16 protein-coding genes are annotated in these 20,204 nt (G+C 50.9%); 3 read left to right on the top strand and 13 right to left on the bottom strand.

Features of this window, described 5'->3' with window-relative positions:
- Nucleotides 1–258: 258 nt before the first annotated feature.
- Entirely contained in the window at nt 259–2,397 is a 2,139-nt protein-coding gene (gene pta / locus R2X38_RS17580; RefSeq protein ID WP_317523653.1) for a phosphate acetyltransferase, read from the bottom strand.
- 167 nt (nt 2,398–2,564) lie between these two features.
- Entirely contained in the window at nt 2,565–3,761 is a 1,197-nt protein-coding gene (locus tag R2X38_RS17575) for an acetate kinase (protein WP_317523629.1), read from the bottom strand.
- 334 nt (nt 3,762–4,095) lie between these two features.
- Here R2X38_RS17575 and yfbV point away from each other — a divergent pair, with 334 nt between their 5' ends.
- The gene (gene yfbV / locus R2X38_RS17570) at nt 4,096–4,548 is read left to right on the top strand and encodes a terminus macrodomain insulation protein YfbV (protein ID WP_317523628.1); all 453 of its coding nucleotides are present in this window, start codon (nt 4,096–4,098) and stop codon (nt 4,546–4,548) included.
- 62 nt (nt 4,549–4,610) lie between these two features.
- On the opposite strand, the gene R2X38_RS17565 is transcribed toward yfbV, so the two are convergent.
- The 6 genes from R2X38_RS17565 to rlmA form a co-directional block, all read right to left on the bottom strand.
- Nucleotides 4,611–4,913 carry a DUF6172 family protein gene (locus tag R2X38_RS17565; RefSeq protein ID WP_187462352.1) on the bottom strand — a complete coding sequence of 101 codons (303 nt, stop codon included), beginning with the start codon at nt 4,911–4,913 and terminating at the stop codon, nt 4,611–4,613.
- Nucleotides 4,914–5,006: 93 nt separating this feature from the next.
- Nucleotides 5,007–5,801 carry an ABC transporter ATP-binding protein gene (locus R2X38_RS17560; RefSeq protein ID WP_317523627.1) on the bottom strand — a complete coding sequence of 265 codons (795 nt, stop codon included), beginning with the start codon at nt 5,799–5,801 and terminating at the stop codon, nt 5,007–5,009.
- Between the two features lie 7 nt (nt 5,802–5,808).
- Complete coding sequence (locus R2X38_RS17555) at nt 5,809–6,747, bottom strand: ABC transporter permease (RefSeq protein ID WP_317523626.1); 939 nt, start codon at nt 6,745–6,747, stop codon at nt 5,809–5,811.
- A 118-nt stretch (nt 6,748–6,865) separates the two neighbouring features.
- Nucleotides 6,866–7,792, bottom strand: a complete 927-nt coding sequence (locus tag R2X38_RS17550) for an ABC transporter substrate-binding protein (protein ID WP_411185448.1) — start codon at nt 7,790–7,792, stop codon at nt 6,866–6,868.
- Between the two features lie 527 nt (nt 7,793–8,319).
- Nucleotides 8,320–9,285: a ChaN family lipoprotein gene (locus R2X38_RS17545; protein ID WP_317523623.1), complete on the bottom strand. Its 966-nt coding sequence runs from the start codon at nt 9,283–9,285 to the stop codon at nt 8,320–8,322.
- Between the two features lie 157 nt (nt 9,286–9,442).
- A complete protein-coding gene (gene rlmA, locus R2X38_RS17540; protein ID WP_317523652.1) occupies nt 9,443–10,261 on the bottom strand; it encodes a 23S rRNA (guanine(745)-N(1))-methyltransferase in 819 nt (272 codons plus the stop codon).
- Between the two features lie 340 nt (nt 10,262–10,601).
- Here rlmA and R2X38_RS17535 point away from each other — a divergent pair, with 340 nt between their 5' ends.
- The gene (locus tag R2X38_RS17535) at nt 10,602–11,621 is read left to right on the top strand and encodes a porin (protein ID WP_317523622.1); all 1,020 of its coding nucleotides are present in this window, start codon (nt 10,602–10,604) and stop codon (nt 11,619–11,621) included.
- A gap of 72 nt (nt 11,622–11,693) precedes the next feature.
- Here the strand turns inward: R2X38_RS17535 and R2X38_RS17530 are convergent, their stop codons facing one another.
- The 4 genes from R2X38_RS17530 to R2X38_RS17515 form a co-directional block, all read right to left on the bottom strand.
- Nucleotides 11,694–12,965, bottom strand: coding sequence for a sigma-54 dependent transcriptional regulator (locus R2X38_RS17530; protein WP_317523621.1), 1,272 nt, complete (start codon nt 12,963–12,965; stop codon nt 11,694–11,696).
- On the bottom strand, nt 12,952–15,339 hold the full coding sequence (locus R2X38_RS17525) for an ATP-binding protein (RefSeq protein ID WP_317523620.1): 2,388 nt from the start codon (nt 15,337–15,339) through the stop codon (nt 12,952–12,954). Before R2X38_RS17525 ends, R2X38_RS17530 begins: the two co-directional genes overlap by 14 nt.
- Nucleotides 15,339–16,604, bottom strand: a complete 1,266-nt coding sequence (locus tag R2X38_RS17520; protein WP_317523618.1) for an ABC transporter substrate-binding protein — start codon at nt 16,602–16,604, stop codon at nt 15,339–15,341. The genes R2X38_RS17525 and R2X38_RS17520 overlap by 1 nt, the downstream gene beginning before the upstream one ends.
- A gap of 259 nt (nt 16,605–16,863) precedes the next feature.
- The gene (locus R2X38_RS17515) at nt 16,864–17,364 is read right to left on the bottom strand and encodes a YfbU family protein (protein ID WP_317523617.1); all 501 of its coding nucleotides are present in this window, start codon (nt 17,362–17,364) and stop codon (nt 16,864–16,866) included.
- A gap of 281 nt (nt 17,365–17,645) precedes the next feature.
- Between R2X38_RS17515 and R2X38_RS17510 the strand changes: the two genes are divergently transcribed.
- Nucleotides 17,646–18,299: an energy-coupling factor ABC transporter permease gene (locus tag R2X38_RS17510; RefSeq protein WP_317523616.1), complete on the top strand. Its 654-nt coding sequence runs from the start codon at nt 17,646–17,648 to the stop codon at nt 18,297–18,299.
- Between the two features lie 58 nt (nt 18,300–18,357).
- Here the strand turns inward: R2X38_RS17510 and R2X38_RS17505 are convergent, their stop codons facing one another.
- Nucleotides 18,358–20,112: a formate--tetrahydrofolate ligase gene (locus R2X38_RS17505; RefSeq protein ID WP_317523615.1), complete on the bottom strand. Its 1,755-nt coding sequence runs from the start codon at nt 20,110–20,112 to the stop codon at nt 18,358–18,360.
- Between the last annotated feature and the right edge of the window lie 92 nt (nt 20,113–20,204).

Below are 20,204 nucleotides of genomic sequence, written 5' to 3'. Positions count from 1 at the left end.
ACTTCTGCACTAAGTTCATAGGGTAGACTTATAAACCATCAACTACACAAAAAGTGGTATACAAGTTCCGAAAAAACATCCTGTTAACGAATATTTATACTCTTTGTGTGGGTACTGTGACACCTGTCAATATATGATGTCAGTTGCGTGAAAAAAAGAGAATAATTTTTCATTAGGAAAATTAAGCAACTGATTTAATAGGGATAAAAAAATGCCCCGCAGTGCGGGGCATTGAAAGATTATGCAAGTAACTAAAAATTACTTGTTCGCGTCGTCAGCTTGTTTCGCCTGGATCGCAGTAAGAGCAACGGTGTAAACGATGTCGTCTACTAGTGCGCCGCGAGACAGGTCGTTAACAGGCTTACGCATGCCCTGAAGCATTGGACCGATAGAGACTAGGTCTGCTGAACGCTGTACCGCTTTGTAAGTCGTGTTACCCGTGTTTAGGTCTGGGAATACGAATACAGTTGCTTTACCCGCTACTGGTGAGTTAGGCGCTTTAGAAGCAGCAACGTTTTCCATGATCGCAGCGTCGTACTGAAGAGGACCATCGATCACTAGATCTGGACGTTTCTCTTGAGCAAGTTTAGTCGCTTCACGTACTTTCTCAACGTCTGCACCCTTACCAGAAGTACCGGTAGAGTAAGAGATCATAGCTACGCGAGGCTCGATGCCGAATGCTTTTGCAGAGTCAGCAGACTGGATAGCGATTTCAGCTAGCTGCTCAGCGGTTGGATCTGGGTTGATCGCACAGTCACCGTATACCAGTACCTGGTCAGGTAGCAGCATGAAGAATACAGAAGATACGATAGACGCATCAGGTGCAGTCTTGATGATCTGGAATGGAGGAACGATAGTGTTCGCAGTTGTGTGAACCGCACCAGAAACCAGACCGTCAACTTCATCGTTTTCCAGCATCATTGTGCCTAGGAAAACAGAATCCTGAAGTTTTTCACGAGCAACAACGTCAGTCATGCCCTTGTGGCCACGTAGCTCTACCAGGCGAGCAACGTAGTTTTCACGAACTTCATCAGAGTTGATGATAGTTACGCCAGCACCTAGAGTAACGCCTTGCTGCTCAGCAACACGCTTGATGTCTTCTGGGTTACCAAGAAGCACACACTCAGCGATGCCGCGCTCAGCACAGATAGCCGCTGCTTTAACTGTACGTGGTTCGTCGCCTTCTGGCAGAACGATACGCTTAGCCGCTTTACGTGCAAGTTCAGTTAGCTCGTAACGGAATGCAGGTGGGCTTAGGCGACGCTCTTTGGTTGAACCTTCAGTTAGAGATTCAATCCACTGGCCGTCAATGTGGCTTGCCATGTATTCGTTAACTAGCTCAACACGCTCTTTATCGTCAGCTGGTACTTCCAGGCTGAAGCTCTGAAGGTTCAGAGACGTCTGCCAAGTGTTACCCATTGCAGTCATAACAGGCAGGCCTGTTTCGAATGCGCGCTCACATAGGTCCATAACTGGCTTAGGTAGCTCGTAGCCACCCGTTAGCAGTAGGGCACCGATTTCAACGCCGTTCATTGCCGCAAGACATGCTGCAACGATAACGTCTGGACGGTCTGCAGAAGTGACTAGCAGAGAGCCAGGGCGGAAGTGCTCAACCATGTGCGGGATAGAACGCGCACAGAACGTGATGCTCTTGATACGGCGAGAAGCGATTTCACCTTCGTTGATGATTTCAGCGTTCAGGTGCTTAGCGATGTCAGTTGAACGAGTCGCGATCAGCTCAGCGCTCCAAGGTGCACAGCCTAGTACACGGATTGGGCTTGAGTTGAATACCTGCATCACTTCAACGTTTGAAGGCACAGTTGCTTCAGCGTCGTCGAAGATTTCAGATAGGTCTGGGCGAGTACGGCCTTCAGCGTCAACAGGTGCGTTAAGCTTATTAACGATAACACCAGCGATTTGCTTGTTCTTGATACCGCCGAAGTTAGAACATGCTACTTCGATACGCTCTTTAAGCTGAGCTGGGTTATCAGTACCAGGTGCAACAACGAATACGATTTCCGCATCCAGAGTCTTAGCGATCTCGTAGTTGATCTGGTTAGCAAATGGGTGCTTGCGAGTTGGTACTAGACCTTCGATTAGCGCAACTTCAGCGTCAGCTGTTGCTTCTTTGAAGCGTGCAACGATGTCTTCTAGCAGCACGTCGCTCTTATCGTTACGGATAAGCTCTTCAGCACAAGCCATTGAGAATGGTTCAGCCACTTTCATATCGCTGTTGGCAGCGATGATGTTAGTTGTTAGATCTGGCTGACCGCCACCGTGACGTGGCTGGGCGATAGGCTTGAAGAAAGAAACGCGAACACCTTTGCGCTCCATTGCACGAAGCACACCAAGGCTTACGCTAGTAAGACCAACTCCGGCACCAACCGGAACAAGCATAATAGTACGGGACACTATGGATTCCTCAACTATTGAACACGACAGTGCTGTGCAATAACGATGGGTGAACCGGTATTGGACAGCACCACAAAAAAAGCATGACCTACGGTCATAAGCCATGAAAAAACGGCCGGCCTAGGCCAGCCGTTGGAATCAGTATCGACCGATTAGATTTCAGCTAGACGAGCTGTATCTTCAGCGATAACTAGTTCTTCGTTAGTTGAAACAACCATTGCAGGAACACGGCTGTTTTCAGTAGTGATCACACCTTCGCCGCCGAAACGCGCTTTAAGGTTAGCTTCACTGTCAACTTCAACACCTAGGATAGCAAGGCGGTTTAGAACCATCTCACGGATAGGAGCAGAGTTTTCACCGATACCGCCAGTGAAAGTGATTGCGTCTAGGCGGCCTTCTAGAGAAGCAGTGTAACCAGCAACGTACTTAGCTAGACGGTGGCAGAACACGTCCATTGCACGTGTTGCTTCTTCTTTCTCGCCGTAGTTGTCTTCAACGAAACGACAGTCAGAAGTCACTTCAGTCAGACCCATTAGGCCAGACTCTTTAGTTAGCATGTTGTTGATTTTCTCAACAGAGTAGCCAAGGTTGTCGTGCAGGTGGAAGATGATAGCTGGGTCGATGTCACCACAACGCGTACCCATTACTAGACCTTCAAGAGGAGTTAGACCCATAGAAGTATCTACAGACTGACCGTTCTTGATTGCACAAACTGATGCACCGTTACCTAGGTGACAGTTAATGATGTTTAGCTCTTCTTCTTTCTTACCTAGCAGTTTCGCAGTTTCGCGAGTGATGAATAGGTGAGAAGTACCGTGCATACCGTAGCGACGGATACCGTGCTCTTTGTATAGGTTGTACGGAAGTGCGTATAGGTACGCTTCTTCAGGCATAGTCTGGTGGAACGCAGTGTCAAATACAGCAACGTTCTTAAGTGCTGGGAAAGACTTCTGAGCTGCTTTGATACCGATGATGTGAGCAGGGTTGTGAAGAGGTGCAAGTGTTGCACAGTCTTCGATACCTTTTAGTACATCGTCACAGATCAGTGCAGACTTAGTGAACTGCTCGCCGCCGTGTACAACACGGTGACCGATAGCTTTTAGGTTTTCAGCTAGTTCAGGCTTAGAAGCAAGAATTGTGTCTACCATGAACGCTAGGGCTTCTTCGTGAGCAGCGCCGTCGCCCAGTTGAGCTTCGTGCTTGCCGTCAAGTTTCCACTTGATACGTGCTTCTGGAAGGTGCAGACATTCTGCAAGACCTGTCAGGTGCTCTTCACCTGATACCGCGTCAACAACAGCGAACTTAAGAGAAGAACTACCGCAGTTAAGAACTAAAACCAGCTTAGACATGAGTGACTACCTATAATCTGTCTGAAAGTTGATATTCAACTGAAATAAAAATTACCCATAGGATAGACGACTTTTCGACAAGCCGGTCTAATCAGGGTCAAAATCGTGCTACATCCGTATCATGGATAGAATCGTGTAACCCAGATTCTGGGCCATCCTTGGAAGCGCCTTCAGTTGCCAGAACGATGATTACAGGCAACAATAAATGTAGGCGTGCATAGGATAGCGATTGTGGTGCAATATAACAAAAGTATTTTTAGAAAAAATTAATTTGAATCAAGTTTGTTATCGCTGGTTTTGAATTTTTACGGTTTTTTTTGAAGTTTGGTGGTTTATGAGTCAACAACATTCTATTTGGCAAGCTTTCCGTCATGGCCAGGACTACATGGCTACGTGGCCAATGCGCAAAGAGTTGGCTATTTTGTTTCCCGAGCAGCGCTATATCAAAGCGACACGTTTTGCGATGCGGGTAATGCCTGCTGTTGCGGTAATGAGTGTATTGAGCCAGATGGCCTTTGATAACTACGATGCCTTGCCCCAGGCGATCACCATTGCCCTGTTTGCTTTGAGCATGCCTTTGCAAGGGCTATGGTGGCTAGGCAGGCGTAGCCGTACCGACTTGCCGCCGTCATTGGCGAGCTGGTATCGTGAGATCCATGACAAGATTGTCAGTGAAGGGTATACGCTGCAGCCGCTGAAGAGCCGCCCGCGCTATAAAGAGCTGGCACAAGTGCTAAACCGCGCCTTCAAGCAGCTCGATAAATCTTCGTTGGAGCGCTGGTTTTGACTGGTTCCGTTGATTTAAATACAAAAAAAGTAGCCTGCAGGCTACTTTTTTTTGTTAGACGATTACTCTTCGTCTTCAACTTGGCGCTTGGTGCGGACAGCCGGCTTAGCCAAGATTTCCAAGTAGAATGACGTCAGCGCCAGTGATTCGGCTTCGTCGATGCACTTGTTGATTTCTTTAACGTGGATAACCTTTGCTTCCTGCTCGGTGTGACCATATTTACAGTCGAAATCCCAGTAGTCAGCGCCTGCTGGCAGGGATTTGTTACGTTCACGCTTGAGGTATTTCTTTACCTCGAACTTTACAGCTTCGACAACGCGTGGAACCGCTTTCTTCGGGTGAGTTAAAGCAAATGTTTTTTTCATCGTTTTCCTAAAAATCAATAAGGCCCAGAACACGCTGGGCACGATGAGTATTTTACTTTAATTTGCCGCCGGTCGCGAATAGCAATTTCGGCGCTAGTTCAGCAGCAGGCTATCGTCTGCCAGTTCTTCGCCGCGAACCTTGCTGAACATGTCCAACAAGTCTTTGACGTCCATCTGGTTACGCTCCTCGCCGGCAACATCAAGCACGATCTCACCTTGATGCAGCATGACAGTGCGCTCGCCATAGGCAAGGGCATCTTTCATCGAGTGGGTGACCATCATGACAGTGAGATCGAACTCCTGCACAACCTTGTTGGTCAGCGCCAGGACAAACGCTGCCATTCGGGGATCCAGTGCGGCGGTATGCTCATCGAGCAGTAATAGCTTGCTGTCAGCCAGTGTTGCCATGACCAAGCTTACGGCTTGGCGCTGGCCGCCAGACAACAACCCGATACTGTCGCCAAGGCGGTCTTCAAGGCCGAGGCCGAGAATACTGATCCGCTCCTGGAATAGCTTGCGCCGCTGGGAAGACAGGGCAAGCTTCCAGCTGCGGTTACTGCCGCGCTTGTAAGCCAGTGCCATGTTCTCTTCGATAGTCAGAGAGCCACAGGTGCCAGCCAGCGGGTCTTGGAACACCCGGGCTGCATACTGGGCGCGCTGATGGACGCTCTTTTGGGTGACATCAATGTTATCGATCAGCACTTGTCCCCCCACCATCGGGGTTTCGCCGCTGACTGCGCCGAGCAAGGTCGATTTACCCGCCCCGTTCGAGCCTATCACGGTGACAAACTGTTTTTCCGGTACCGTAAGGGAGACGCCCTTCAGAGCTTGGTTTTCCAAGATCGTGCCTTCGTTGAAGGTTACGCGGATATCATCAAGTTCTATCATATTTGCCTTATCCCCTTGCACTGGCCTTGTTGGTGGCGACGGATGGTTTCTTTTTGCTGCGCTTCAGCTGCCCTTTCATGCGCGGGGCGATCAGGGCGATGGCAACCAGCAGGGCGGTGATCAGGTTGAGGTCTGATGCCTGCAGGCCGAACATGCCGCTGCTCAGGGCAAAGGCGACAGCCAGGCGGTAGAGGATAGAGCCAAGGATCACGGCAATGACCGCTACCCAGATCTTACGCCCGGGTAGCAAGGTCTGGCCGAGGATCACCGCGGCTAGGCCAACCACTATGGTCCCGACCCCCGAGGTCACGTCGGCAAAGCTGTTGGTCTGGGCAAACAGGGCGCCGGCGAAACCCACAAACCCGTTGGATAGGGCTAGGCCGAAATAGGTATAGAGCGCAGTGTTGCCGCCCTGGGCGTTGACCATGCGGCTGTTGACGCCTGTTGCGCGCAAGCCAAGGCCAAAGTCACTGGCAAGCAGGCGGGTGATAAACCACGCACTGGTGATCACCAATGCCAGCACTACCGCTAAGCGCATGATGCTTTCATCCAGCCCGTAGTCGAAAGCGAGAATTTCGAACGGGGTAAATAGGGTATCTTCACCCAGCAGCGAAAGGTTGGGGCTGCCCATGATACGGATATTGATGGAGAACGCCGCGATCATGGTGAGAATACTGGCCAGCAGGTGGAGGATCCCGCAGCGCACGGCAAGAAAGGCGGTGACCAAGCCGCATAACCCGCCTGCAGCGATGGCCAGCAATGTTGCCGCCCATGGGTTGAAGCCAGCAATAATGGCTGTCGCAGCGACAGCTGCGCCCATCGGGAAACTGCCATCGACCGATAGGTCGGGGAAGTCCAGAATACGGAAGGTGAGATAGACGCCGAGGGCGACCAGTCCATAGACCAGCCCTATTTCGAGCGTCCCGAGAAAGGCAAAGAAAGACATCCTTATTCTCCTTGCAATGAAAGACGTTTGGTTGGAACTATGGCCCTATGGCGGGTTGCCGCAGAGATTGAAGGTCCGGGATGTGACTGCAATCTCCAAACCACAGAACCACAATTGACTATTTTGCTATCGACGTCGCTCGCTCAAGAACAGCGCTTGGGAAGGTGATCCCCAGCTTGTCTGCAGCCTTCTGGTTAAGGGCGAGATCAGAACCTTTGGCGACTTTTACTGGCAGTTCAGCGACTTTTTTACCTTTTAGCAAAGCATCGACATAATCGGCAGTCTGGACACCGACTTGGTAGTAGTCAAAACCAAGGGCAGCGAGAGCACCGCTCTCGATGTAGGTTGTTGATGCGCCGACGATAGGGGTTTTGGCTTGGTTACCGGCATTGACCAGCCCGTCAATGGCACTGGCGACAGTGTTATCGGTTGGGGCATAAATCACGTCAGCTTTAGCAGCAACAATCTGGGCGGCAGATTGGACATCGGCACTTTTCAGAGCGGTCCCTTCAACCACAGTCAGCCCTTTCTCTTCAGCGGCAGCCCGAAGCAGCTGAACCAAGGCCACCGCGTTGGCTTCACCCGGGTTGAAGACCACACCGATGCTTTTCATTTCAGGCAGCAGCTCTTGCATCAATGCGACGTGCTGGGCAACAGGAGACAGGTCGGATAATCCGGTGACGTTTCTGGCCGGTTTGTCCATGTCCTTAACCAGCTTGGCGCCAACCGGATCGGTGACAGCGGTGAAGACGACTGGGATAGAGCGGGTCGAGGCGGCAAGTGCCTGTGCCGTCGGGGTTGCAATACCTACCAGTACGTCAGGGCGCTCCCCCACAAACTGCTTGGCGATTTGGACTGCAATGGCAGGGTTGCCTTGAGCAGTTTGATAGCTGAATTCTAGGTTTTCACCCTCGACGTAGCCTTTTTCCTTTAGGCCATCGAGCAGACCATTGCGGGCCGCATCGAGAGCGGGGTGCTCGACAATCTGTGAGACGGCGACTTTGGCAACATCGGCAGCCATGGCGGAGGTCGATGCCATGGTCATCGAAGCGGCGACGCAGACAGCTGATAGTAGCTTGCTGTATTTAAAGTTATTTTTTAAATCCATTCTCATACACTCCCTGTTTTATTTACGCTGAGCCTGTTGCGATGCGAGTTATAGGAATCAAATAACTGCTTGGCATATTGTTGTAGCGCATTGTGAGGGCAATTAACATAAGTGTTTTAACAGTTGTGTAACAATGGCGCGGTCGATCATGCTGGAATAGTTGCAATAGACAGTGATGGGTATTAGTTGTCTGTTTGTCTCGCGGTTAGTTTGTTCGAATGGAGGCTGAAAAATGGTCAGTTGCGCTTTATTGCTATTTTGTCGCCGTTGGAGAGATGTCTTTTGTTTTGACAGAATAACGCTATGAAAAACTGTGCTTTAGATCATGTTGTCGACGGTAGGCGTTCAGGAAAGGGTCAGGTCGGGTACGAAATAATATTGGCTGAGATATTAGCTGTATCTCTCCCTACGACCCCACAAGCTTGGCCGCCGGTGGGGTCTGTTCTTTCTAGGCGAATAAATTGTTATTTATAACACTTTATTCCTTTATTTCTGCCGTAAATGGCTTTCATCGCCGCTTTCATTTTGTCTTTGTCGACATAGGCCGTCGGTAGCGGCATGACCTCGAAGGTATAGTCAGGCGAACCTTCAGCCACATTCGTTTTTTCCGTGACCGGTGTTACCATCATGACCTTCAGGTTTGGATTACGGGCAGTGATCCGTGATGCTGTCCCTAGGCCTTCGGCGACATGGAATCGACCGGCGACATGGATAATTTGCTTGCCGGGGTGAAGGGCAAGGTAATCCACCATGCTTTCGGCCATGGTGTCATCCCAGGCGGTTTGGGCAGCAAACTGGCGTTTGGTTTTTTCCTCGTCGCCGTGGTGCATCGAGGCGTTGAACTTGGCATGGTAGGCATCATCACCCAGTGTCAGTTGCTCGGCGACCCATTTGCGTTCTGTTGCCGGGAGCCGATCCAAATAGCCTTCACCCTGCTGGCCAATACAGCGAATGATGGACTTCGGTGCGTTGGCTGCAATCACATCTAATTGATTTGCTTTGGCAAACTCAACCAGCGGACGGTAATCACTGCTGTAGTTTGGCCAGGCTTTTCCCTCTTTGATCAGGGTTTTCTCACCGATTTCACCGGCCAGATATTGGTTCACGACATGCTGTTTGTCGCGGGTGAACTGTTCCATTGACAAGGCCATATCCGGATTCTGCTGGTACAAGGCCGCAAAAAGATGAGCCTGCATCAAGTGGGCACCAGGGTGGCCATGCCACTCACCGACCAGGACGATATCCGCGTCTTTGAGCGCAGTAGCCAGTTGGGCCAGGGTCAGTGGTTGTCCCTGTGGTGACAGGATAGTCGAATCGTACATAGTCGACAGTGGTTGGGCCGCTTCGATTGCGGTGGTGTCGGCAACATCAGAGTGCGAGGCGCAGCCTAGCATCAGGCTAGCAAGGCCGAGAGAAAGCCATTTCTTCATGGGTATCAAATCACAGTGAGTTAATTGACGCCGGGTAAAAATACTCGGCAAACAGAACTTTAAGTATAGAGGCTGTGATGATAGATGAGTTGATAGTAGTTATCAATTGCAATTGATAACTACTATTGTTTGTTGTATTGCCTGGTTGGAAGGAGGGTTAGGCTTGGCGTTGGTAAACCCGGATGGCAAAGTCGGCTTCGCAGCGGAACGGGTTGCTCTGTGCCAGTTGCTGCCAAACACTGTCGCTGGTCTTCCAGGCAAACGGGGTCATTTGCATCAGTGCCGTTGCTTCTTCACCATTGAGCGTCATGTCGAAGTGAAGTTGGCTTTGATCGATCAGCTCGAATCCTTCAATCTCCTCTGCGGTCATATCATGCAATCTTACACCATCGTAAATCAGCTCTTTAAGTTGGTATAAATGGCGAGCAGCTGGCGTTACGGTAACAATAATGCCACCAAGTTTTATGGTGCGCTTTAGCTCTTCTGCTTTGCAGGGCGCATAGATACGGACCATACCGTCAAGGGAGCTGTCACTAAATGGTAAGCGGTGGCTCGAGGCCACGCAGAAGTGGCAGGTCGGGTAGCGTTTTGCTGCGTAGCGTACCGCAACTTTTGAAATATCCAACCCATGTATCTCTAAGGCTGGATGCGCCGTCAATGCGGTAGCAAAGCCTGACGTGTAGTAACCCTCACCACATCCAATATCCAAAAGATGAACGGCATTTTCTGGTAGGTGCTGCTCAAGCTTGTCAATGACCATCTGGCGCATTGGGGCATAGTGACCGGCATCAAGAAACAGGCGGCGCGCCTGCATCATCTCTTTGTTATCCCCCGGGTTCTTAGAACTCTTATGGTGAGCAGGCATTAAGTTGACATACCCTTCCTTGGCCTGATCAAACTGGTGGTTGTTGGCACATTTCCACGTTTTGTCTTGTTGGGAAAGCGGCTGGTGGCAAAGGGGGCATTGGTATGGCATTGGGATCACCCGGTCAGTGGAGTTTCGGCACATTGTAAACGCCCGTTCGGTCTAGCTGCAAGCATACCGTAGGCGTGTGAATTTTTTGTCGGCGAATAAGTATTATTTTGTCTCTCGTACCCCTTTCGTCGCCGACAAAAGATGTCGCCTCCGCCTTATCGGCAAGACCATCCAGGGAAGGTTAGGTATACCAGTATGAAAAATTTATTGCCGAAAATTGTTGTTATTTTGTAAATTTTTTTCCTGTCATCTAAGTTAGTAGTGGCAAGTGTTTTTTTGCTAACGGGAGTTTGATTCAGCAGCAGATTTTTATCTGAACGACAAAGATAGGATATCCAGGATGAACAAAAACAATATCGCTATTGCAGTGGCATGCGCATTTTCAACCACGGCGGTCTCCGCCGCAACGGTCTACCAGGACGATGCAACCACCTTTAATGTCGGCGGCCGAGCGGAGGTCAGGGCCAACTTTTCTGACGCCAACAAGGATCCAGATACTGGTGACAGCAGCTACGCGGATGCCTCCAGGGTGCGATTGAGCGTGGACGGCACCCAGGTGGTATCAAATGATCTGTCTTTTTTTGGCAAGTATGAGTTCGAGATAAAAGAAGCGGAAGACGGCTCGAGCGACGATGTCAAATGGAACACTCGATACTTGTATGCCGGTATCGAGACCAGCAGGGGCAATCTCTACTACGGCCACCAGACGAATGCGGTTACCTACCTGACCGACTGGACGGATCTAGCCGAAACATTCAGTGGCTATATCAATGAATATACGGTAGCCACGGCTGACCGGGCCAAAAATGTCCTGCGCTATGAAATCGCCACCGACAACGGAATAACCTTCCAGATTGACGGTAATTTTAACTCAGACAGCGAAAGTGCCCAAAGCGATGGCTATGGTGCGGTTTTGGCCTACGGTCTTCCTGTCGGGGTCGAACTTGGCATCGGTTATGCCTCGAGCGATGAAACCTATGGCAACGGAACCGATACCGATACCTCCGATGCGGTTTTCGTCGGCGCAAAATACAGCAATGATAACGGCCTGTATCTGGCGGCCTTGTATCAAGGTGGCAGTATTTCAAAACTGGGTATCAAAGGCTCCGATTACAATGCTGTCGATACCTATATTGGCTATGCGTTTGACGACAACAACGTGGATCTGACCTACAGCTATTTCTCGGCTGATGATATCGCTGCACTGGATATTAATTTCATTGGTGTCGAATACGCACGCTACATTGGCGGCGTCGCTTTATTTGCCAGCTACAAGTTTAACCTGCTCGATGAGGGTGAAGGCGGAGAAGGTGACAACGACGAAGACGAGTTGATGTTGGGCTTGCGCTACGGCTTCTAGCCAGTGTTGCCCGCCCGCTAGTGAGGTACTCAGCCCAGGCACCGTCCTGGGCTTTTGCGGTCGGGGGCTGCATTATCCCTTGGCCTTGTACTCGGCCTTGTCCAGGTTGTGCTTTTTCATTCTTAAATACAGTTTTTTGCGTGGGATCTGCAGGTAGTTGGACACATCATTGATGCGGCCGGCAAACAGATACAGCGCATCTTCAATCACCTGTTTCTCATAGCTGTCGACCAGATCATCAAGCGGGCTGCTCATGTGCTCCAAAGGTTTGGTTCTGTCTTGCCCTGCCAACTTCACGATGCCAATGGCATATAGTTCGGCCACATTTTTCAACTCCAATACATTGCCGCTCCACTCGTGGCGGTTCAGGGTATTGATATAGGCTTTGTCGATGGCCGGCACGGCTTTGTGTAGTTTCTGGCAGCTTTGCTTCAGGAAGTATTTGAACAACGGCTCGATATCACTGATCCGCTGGCGCAGAGGCGGAAGCTGGAAGCGCACTTGGCTAAGGAAGTAGAACAGCTCTGGCAGCAATACCTCATGCTCAACCAAGGCTTCCGGGTTAGCGCCGGTAATCGCCAGCACCCGTACTTCTTTTTTGTTCTGGCGTTCTTGCTCCAGCAGGAAACGGCATAGCCATTGCTGGGTTTCCAGGGGCATGGCCTGGGGTTCGTTCAGGCTGATGCTGCCGCTGCGGGCTGAAATCATCGCGCGCTGTAGATCGGCAGTGCAGGTAATATTGCTACCTTGGGTGGCAACAAATGGTCCTTTGTGCTGCTGGCTGTGCTGGTGCAGTAACTTGGTCACGGTGTGGCGACCAGTACCACTTTCGCCCTCGACCAGCACATCCTTGGAAGTCAGTGCGATTTGGGTGATTTTTTCACGGATCTTGACGATAAGCGGGCTGTCGCCCAACAGTACTTCGTTGGTGGATTGCCCGATAGCTTCACGCTGTTCGATGACTGATTTACGGGCCGGCAGATGTTTTTCAAGCAGCGTCAGCAACTCTGCAGGTTGTAGTGGTTTTTGCAGAAAATCGAGTGCGCCGCGCCTGACCGCATCGACTGCCATCGGGATATCACCGTGGCCGGTGATCATAATAACGGGCAGCTCAGGATCGAGATTCTTGATGAATTCAAGCAGATCCATCCCGCTGAGTCCCGGCATATACATGTCAGTAACAACCACTCCGGGCCAGTTTTTGTGTAATAGGGAAGTAGCCATTGTTGGGTCAGTAAAGGCTTTGACTTTATAGCCTGACATTTCTAGAAGTTGTTGATATGACTCCAAAACATCATGGTCATCATCGATGATGAGTACTTCAATATCATTATTCATTATCATAATTGTTTAGCTCCAACACGACCATGGCACCGCCTTGTAGGTTTGAGGCGAGGTAAATATCGCCATCAAAGCGGTTCATTATTGAACGGCAGATACTCAGCCCAAGGCCAAGTCCCACCTCTTTTGTTGTGGTAAAGGGGATAAATAGTTTTTCGATGATTTCGGCGGCAAATCCGTTGCCGCTGTCAGTGACAGCCAGGCGACATCGACCAGCCTGGCTATCAAGGGATTCAAGTTCAAGGTTATCAAGGGTTTCTAGAGTAATGATGCGCTGCTCGCAGCCTGCGACTGCATCACAACTGTTGACCAACAGGTTTACCAGCACCTGCTCCAACTGCACCTGATCGGCATGACAGTACAGTGGCTCGGTTAGCAGGTTGCGGATCTCCGTTTGCTGAACCTTGGCCCGGCTCTCTACAATCATCATGGCATGCTGGATGGATGAGCGAAGCTCAACTTGTTTCATCGGGCTCTCTGACGACTGTTTGCGGGAAAAGCTTTTCAGGCTGGCGATGATACGCCCCATCCGGGATGCCAGGCTTTCTACCTTGTCTAGCGAGGCCGGTAGCTGATCGAACCGTTGCTTATCCAGCGCCAGCTTGGCGGTAAAGATATGGGTCGAGATAGCCGACAGCGGTTGGTTCAGCTCATGGGCAAGGGATGTCATGGTCTGGCCGACCACGGCCATTTTCGCTGCTTGGATCAGCTCATCTTGGGTAGCTCGCAAGTCGGCTTCTACCCGTTTTCGATCTTCGATCTCCAATTTCAACTGGCGGTTTCGGCTGGTGAGGGAGTGGGTTTTTTCCCGGACCATTTTCTCTAGCCAGCGGGCTGCTTTCTCCTGCTCGGTGATGTCGGTCATGGTGATGATCACCTTATCCTTCTGTCCTTGCTGGAACAGGCGGAAGTCTAGCCGCAGGTAGAGGTTTTCCTGGTCAATTTTCTTCTGCTTTAGCGTCAGGTTACAGCCGCCGAGGCTGAACAACGGGCTGCTTTCACTGAACAGGGACTGCAGCCGAGCGTGCATGGTCGGGCTGAACAGCTCCCAGATCGCCCTGTTGTGCGGCACCTCGATATTGTCGAACAGGTTCAGCGCGCTGGGGTTAACCGACTCGATCCTGCCCTCGAGGTTGCAGGTAATAATACTGGCCTGGGTGTTGTTGATCAGGTTCAGGGCGTTGCTCTGCTGCATTTCCTGCATCTGGCGGCAGAATTGGCGTAGGTTGTCACCCAGCTGGCCTATCTCGTCATTACCGGTGACTTGGATTTTGGCATCATGTTGGTTGTTGGCCACGGCCAATAAGTCTTGTGACAACAGGTTCAAGCGTTTGACGATGCCTTTACCGACTAGGTAAATCGACAGCATGACCGACAAAAACAGCGTGATCACCATGGTGCCGAATAAAATCAGGTTACTGATGGAAATGGCCTGGCGGGTCTTCTCATTCAACATGTTGAGTGAGGCATCTTCCTGTTCCACCATGGTCAGGATCAGCTCTTCCTGGTAAGCCAGCTGGGCCTGGATTTTGTCCTGGTAGTGGGTGATCTGCTGGTAGAGCTGGTAATCAAGCAACAGCTGTTTTTCCAATAACCCACCCGGCTCGACCAAGGTGATCAACTCATCGAGTAACTGGCGGTAGGAAGCGGTCGATGAGTAATGGCTCAGGCTCTGGCTCATCTGGCTGACTTCCTCGGTTTTGTAGCCAATGAAGTAAAATGCGTTGCTGATGTCCCTTTCTTGTCGCTGCAGGATAATTTCCTGCACCAACTGGTGCAACTCGTTCTCTTTGACCGTAATGGCCTGAAGTAGCGAAAACTCGGTCATGACTTCATTGATGGTGCTCGATACCAGGGCATTGGGGAGCATGCGGGTCAACTGCCACTCTACCTCCTGCCGGATAGGTGTCAGCTCATCGATCATATCCTGGTGCAGCCATTTGATGTTGTTTTCCGTTTGTGCCAGCACATAAAGATGGGTATTGCGCTGATACAGCAGATCCGCATAGAGCTTGATGTCATTGAACAGGGTGTCGTGCTCGGCCTTGATGGCGGCATGGAACTTCAGGCTGGCGGTTTGGGCAATGGCCGCATTGATTTTTGCCAGCTTGTTGTTGATGTTCTGCTTCAGATCCGCGTGTAGCACCGGATCGGTATTGTTGCTGAGCAGGTTGAGGGCTGCCTGTAACCCTGCGGTATTTCGCTCCAGCTGATAGCTCGCCCGTAAGGTCGGCATGTTTTTTTCAACCATGGCCTGGATTTGGTCATCCAGACTTTCCCAGTTGATGATGGCGACCAAGCTGACGCTGATTGTCAAAAAGGCCATGAATGCTATGGAGGCGATGAGGCGGTTGCCAATGGTATTGCCGAACAGCATTAGTTGATCCCCCTGTGCTCATGACTTTCCAGCAGCTTTTCACAAATGCTGATGGCCTGATCGAGTTGCTCGCTCATCAGTGTGCGCCACTCTTTGAGCATACGTACGGTGTACATGTCGGTTCTCGACATTGTGATGGCGTTGCGTAGCTGGGGGTTACGTGACTGGGCCTCTGAGAGCGGCGGTGTCGAAGCAAGCCGGATAGCCAGGTTGTACTGGCGGAGCTCTTCTGATGTCAGGTGGCTGAGTTGCTTGACCTTGTGGAGCAGCTGCCATGCCTGATTCAAGCGGATCAGCTGGCGGTTGATAGTTTGCTCGAAGAGTTGCTTGACCAAGATCGAGCGCTCTTCCATCAACTGGTGATCAATAGCGGTGATCTTGAAAGGCTGAGCCATGGTCTGGTTCAGGGCATATTTATTGAGCGAGCTGGCCAAGAGGTTCTGCTGGATGTCTTCGGAGAGCAGGAACTCGATAAATTCGATACTGCGCCGGGCTTGGTTGATATTCTTGACGGCAGCGACATAGCTCGGTATCAGCGGGCTTTTCGGCTGATAGGTAAAGTTGATAAATGGAAACAGTTTTTGGCTTTCGTAGGCGTAGCTATCGATGATGGGGCCAATTCCGGCCAAGCCACGGGCAATAGTGTCTTTGGCACCATAGCTACGGGCGGAAACCGACGACAGATTACCGCCTATCTGCAGCAATAGCTTCCAGCCATTTTTCCAACCGTAATGCTGGAGGATGTTCTCGACCATGATATGGGTGGTGCCGGAGCGGGCCGGGCTGCTCATAACTAAATGACGGAAATAGCGAGGGTCGGCAAGGCTTTCCCATTTATTGGGTAAAGGGAGTTTGTGTTTGGCGAGATAATCCTTGTTCCACATCAAGCCGTAGCCGGAGTAGCCAAAAATGGCAACGTTGGCGATGGAGTCCTGCATAAACCGCTGCTGCTGGAAGGTTGTATCAAAGTTAAGCGCATTGAGTGGCAGCAAGCGGTCTTCTTCAACCAGTGGGGTAAACAGCGAGCGAGAAGAAGAAATGACGATGTCGATGTCGTGATCTTCATGGCTGAGCAAACGCAGGCCTGAGGTTTCGCGACGATGGAGAATCGTGAAGTGTACCTCTGGGTATTGCTGCTTGAACTGCTTGAGGAGAGGCTGCAGTGATTCGACCGTGAACGTGGTCAGAATGATCAGCTGATCGGTCGGCTTGGCCCAACTTGAGAGAGAAAATAAGAATATGACGGCATAAAAGAATTTCATCATTGCGGATCAGCTAACCAGGGTGTTTATGTGTATACAGGTAAAAAGTCGCCAAGAGTAGCGGAATTCTCAGCTAATAAATTGAATTATTAGTGGTTTATCGCTTTTACCATGCTTAATAAAGATAAAGGGTCAAAGTTGACGCATGATGTGAGCATTTATCGGCAGGGCTCACATTTTTGCTATGCAAGAGGGGATGTCAATACCGAGATACAACAAGCCGGAGCAAAGGCTCCGGCTTGAGATAGAAAATGAGAGAAGCTTAGGCGTTAAGTACCTGCTGGATCTCAGAGGCAGACAAGTGGTACTGACGCGGGCAATTGCGCCATGTACGCAGCATACGCTGGTATTTTTCCAGCATCGGCACCTGGCTATTGAACATGTGCTCTGATTTGTCAAACTGCGGGTACAGGCCTTCTTCTTCGGTCAGGAAGCGCACGTAGTGGACATGCTGGGCTTCCGTTGCAGCATCAAAGCCAAGGAAGTTAAGACGGCGCTGATCCACTTGCTTCTGGTTGTCTTCAGACAGCATTTTGTAAGATTCTTGCATCGCATGGTGCATCTCCATGAAATCAATGATTTCACGGCATTTTTCTTCAGGCAGATCACCAAACTCTTTGTCCAGTTCACGCATCTGCAGACCGTAACCACGCTCTACAATTGTTTGTAGACGACGGTATTTTGCTTCGTTCTCTGGCGTAAGCTTAGACATCAGGTAGTATTGATTAGATAGGATCAGGCGTTGTGCGTTAGTCATTTCCATAATGATAGGCCTTAATTTTTATTGAGCTGGCATTGAGGTTAACAGGATAAAACGAAAAAAAATTGATCTAGTTACGTCTTGCTAACTTTTTTTTGTTAAAAATTACTAATCGTATAAAGTCTATCCAAATCCACTGTGATTGGGCGAATTAATCCCACCATATCCCTAGTTACCACATGGATTTAGCGCCTAATAGGGTGGGGATTATTGTTTTGAAGCACGTCGTTGGTGTTATGCGATGGGAAGGGATTTTCAGTAGGAGTTGAAGCAATGGAGCAGGGATGTCTGGTGTGATCAGTGGCCTACAGCTGGCCGGATGGGTATTGGCGGCGATAATACTCGTAGTCCGTTTTCCTCGCGAGTTTTGGCCTAAGTTTCGGCATGAAAAGGACTACCAGCACTGGGTTCTTGCCAGTGTGGTGGTGCTGTTTCTGCTTTGGAGCCTCAAAGCGGGGTTGGCGGATGGGTTGCAGGTACATTTCTTGGCCTTGACTACGTTGGCGTTGTGTCATGGCTGGCGGATAGCGGCCTTAATCGGTGTTATCCCCACCGTGCTGCTTGCCGCCTTTGGCCTGTTGCCCGCTGCGGATATTGGGATTTATATGGTGGTCTCGGTCATTTTCCCTGCCTGGTTGAGTTTTTGCCTGTTTCGTCTGACTTATCGTTACCTGAGCCGACACCTTTTTGTGTATATCTTTGCTGCGGCTTTTCTTAACGGCGCGTTAACGATTGCTGCCCACCAACTGCTCAATGGTGGGGTGATGTGGCTAAGTGGCTTGTACAGCTGGCACTACATCGTCGACAACTACTTGGTGCTGACACCACTGCTACTGTTCCCCGAGGCCCTGATCAACGGTATGGCGATCACTTTGCTGGTGGTGTATCAGCCGCAATGGGTGAGAACCTTTCATGACAATGATTACCTCAACAAATAGCCGATTCTGGACCAAACGCCAGCCAGTTCTGACGTTTGATCTTCCAGTGGGCGGGTAGCTAGCTCAGTCCCACAATGTTGCCGTCGGCATCAATGTCCAAGCCGAGGTAAGCCGGTTTTTCCGGTAGGCCAGGCATGGTCATCACATTACCACATAGAGCATAAACGAAGCCCGCACCAGCACACAGTTTCAGCTCGCGGACCGGGACGACAAAGTCGCTCGGTGCGCCTTTCTGGCTTGGGTCATGGCTGATGGACAATGGTGTTTTTGCCATGCACAGGGCAAGGTTATCATAGCCTTGTGCTTTGAACTGCGCCAGTTGCTCTTTGGCCAGTTCTGACAGCTCAACACCACGGCAGCCGAAGCCCACTTCGGCAACGGTCATCAGCTTTTCTTCCAGCGTCTGTGACAGTTCGTACAGCGGCTTGAAGTTGGCTGGGGTTTCACAGGCACGGGTTACCGCTTTGGCCAGTTCAATTGCACCTTCACCGCCTTTACCGAAGGCTTCGCTGATCGCCACATCGACATGGGTGGCGAACTGCTCGGCTTCGACCATCGCTTTAAGCTGGGCCAGTTCAGCGTCTGTGTCCTGCGGGAAGCGGTTGATTGCCACCACAACCGGTACACCGTATTTGGCTGCATTGTTGATATGCCATTTCAGGTTATCAAAACCGGCAGCCAGTGCTTTCTCGTCTTCTTCGAAGATAGCCTGCGGCAGTGCCTGACCCGGACGTAGGTCATACAGGCCTGAGTTGGCTTTCAGGCCGCGCAGGGTAGCAACGACAACTGCACAATCTGGACCGCGACCCGCTTGCTGGGCTTTGATATTACAGGCTTTCTCGAAGCCCATATCAGAGCCGAAGCCCCCTTCGGTGATGGTGTAGTCTGCCAGCTTCAGGGCGATACGGTCGGCAATGATTGACGAGTTGCCGTGGGCGATATTGGCAAATGGACCAGCGTGGATCAGGGTCGGTACCCCTTCCAGTGTTTGCATCATGGTCGGCTCGATGGCTTCAACCATGGTCACGGCCATTGCCCCGGCAACTTGCAGATCTTCTGCCGTTACTGGTTTGCCATCCAGATCGTAGGCCAAGACGACACGGCCGATTCGCTGGCGCATGTCAGCCAGATCTTTTGACAGCGCAAGGATAGCCATCAGCTCAGAAGCCGCCGAGATATCAAAGCCATCTTCGCGCTCAAGGCCGTTGATAGTTTTGCCTGGCTGGTTTTTGCCGACAGTGATCATGCGAAGGGCACGGTCATTGTGATCCATGACACGGCGCCAGACAATGCGGTCCATATCAATGCGCAGGGCAGGCATGCCGGTTTTTTCGGTAAAGCCTTCGTAGCCGTGGCGCTCTTCATGGTAAACACGGGCGTCGATAGCGGCTGCGGCAAGGTTATGGGCTGCCGTCACGGCGTGGATATCGCCGGTCAGGTGCAGGTTCAGTTTTTCCATTGGTGCGACCTGGCTGTAACCGCCACCGGCAGCACCGCCTTTAACACCAAACACCGGGCCCATCGACGGCTGGCGAATACATGCCATCACCGACTGGTTGATTTTGGCCAGGCCTTGGGCAAGACCGATAGTGGTCACGGTTTTGCCTTCACCCAGTGGGGTTGGGGTGATTGCAGTAACGACAACCAGTTTACCTTCTTCCTTGTCAGCCAAGCGCTTGAGGACAGAAGGTTTAACCTTGGCTTTTAATGTGCCTTGCGGAGTCAGATCTTCAGGAAGCAGGCCAGCCTGCTGAGCGATGAGATCAATCGGAGTGAGCGATGTATCACGGCAAATTTCAATATCACTTTTCATGGACGACCATAACCTCGCATTTGGTAACTTTGTATATATCGCGCAAGCAGGCTTTATGAGTTGCGCAATCGTTTGCGTTGGATTTATACCAT

Origin of the sequence: Photobacterium rosenbergii, assembly GCF_033022775.1 — a bacterium.
Classification (GTDB): Bacteria; Pseudomonadota; Gammaproteobacteria; order Enterobacterales; family Vibrionaceae; genus Photobacterium; species Photobacterium rosenbergii_A.
The sequence above is the reverse complement of the archived record's forward strand: the minus strand, read 5'-3'. Positions and strand labels throughout refer to the sequence as shown.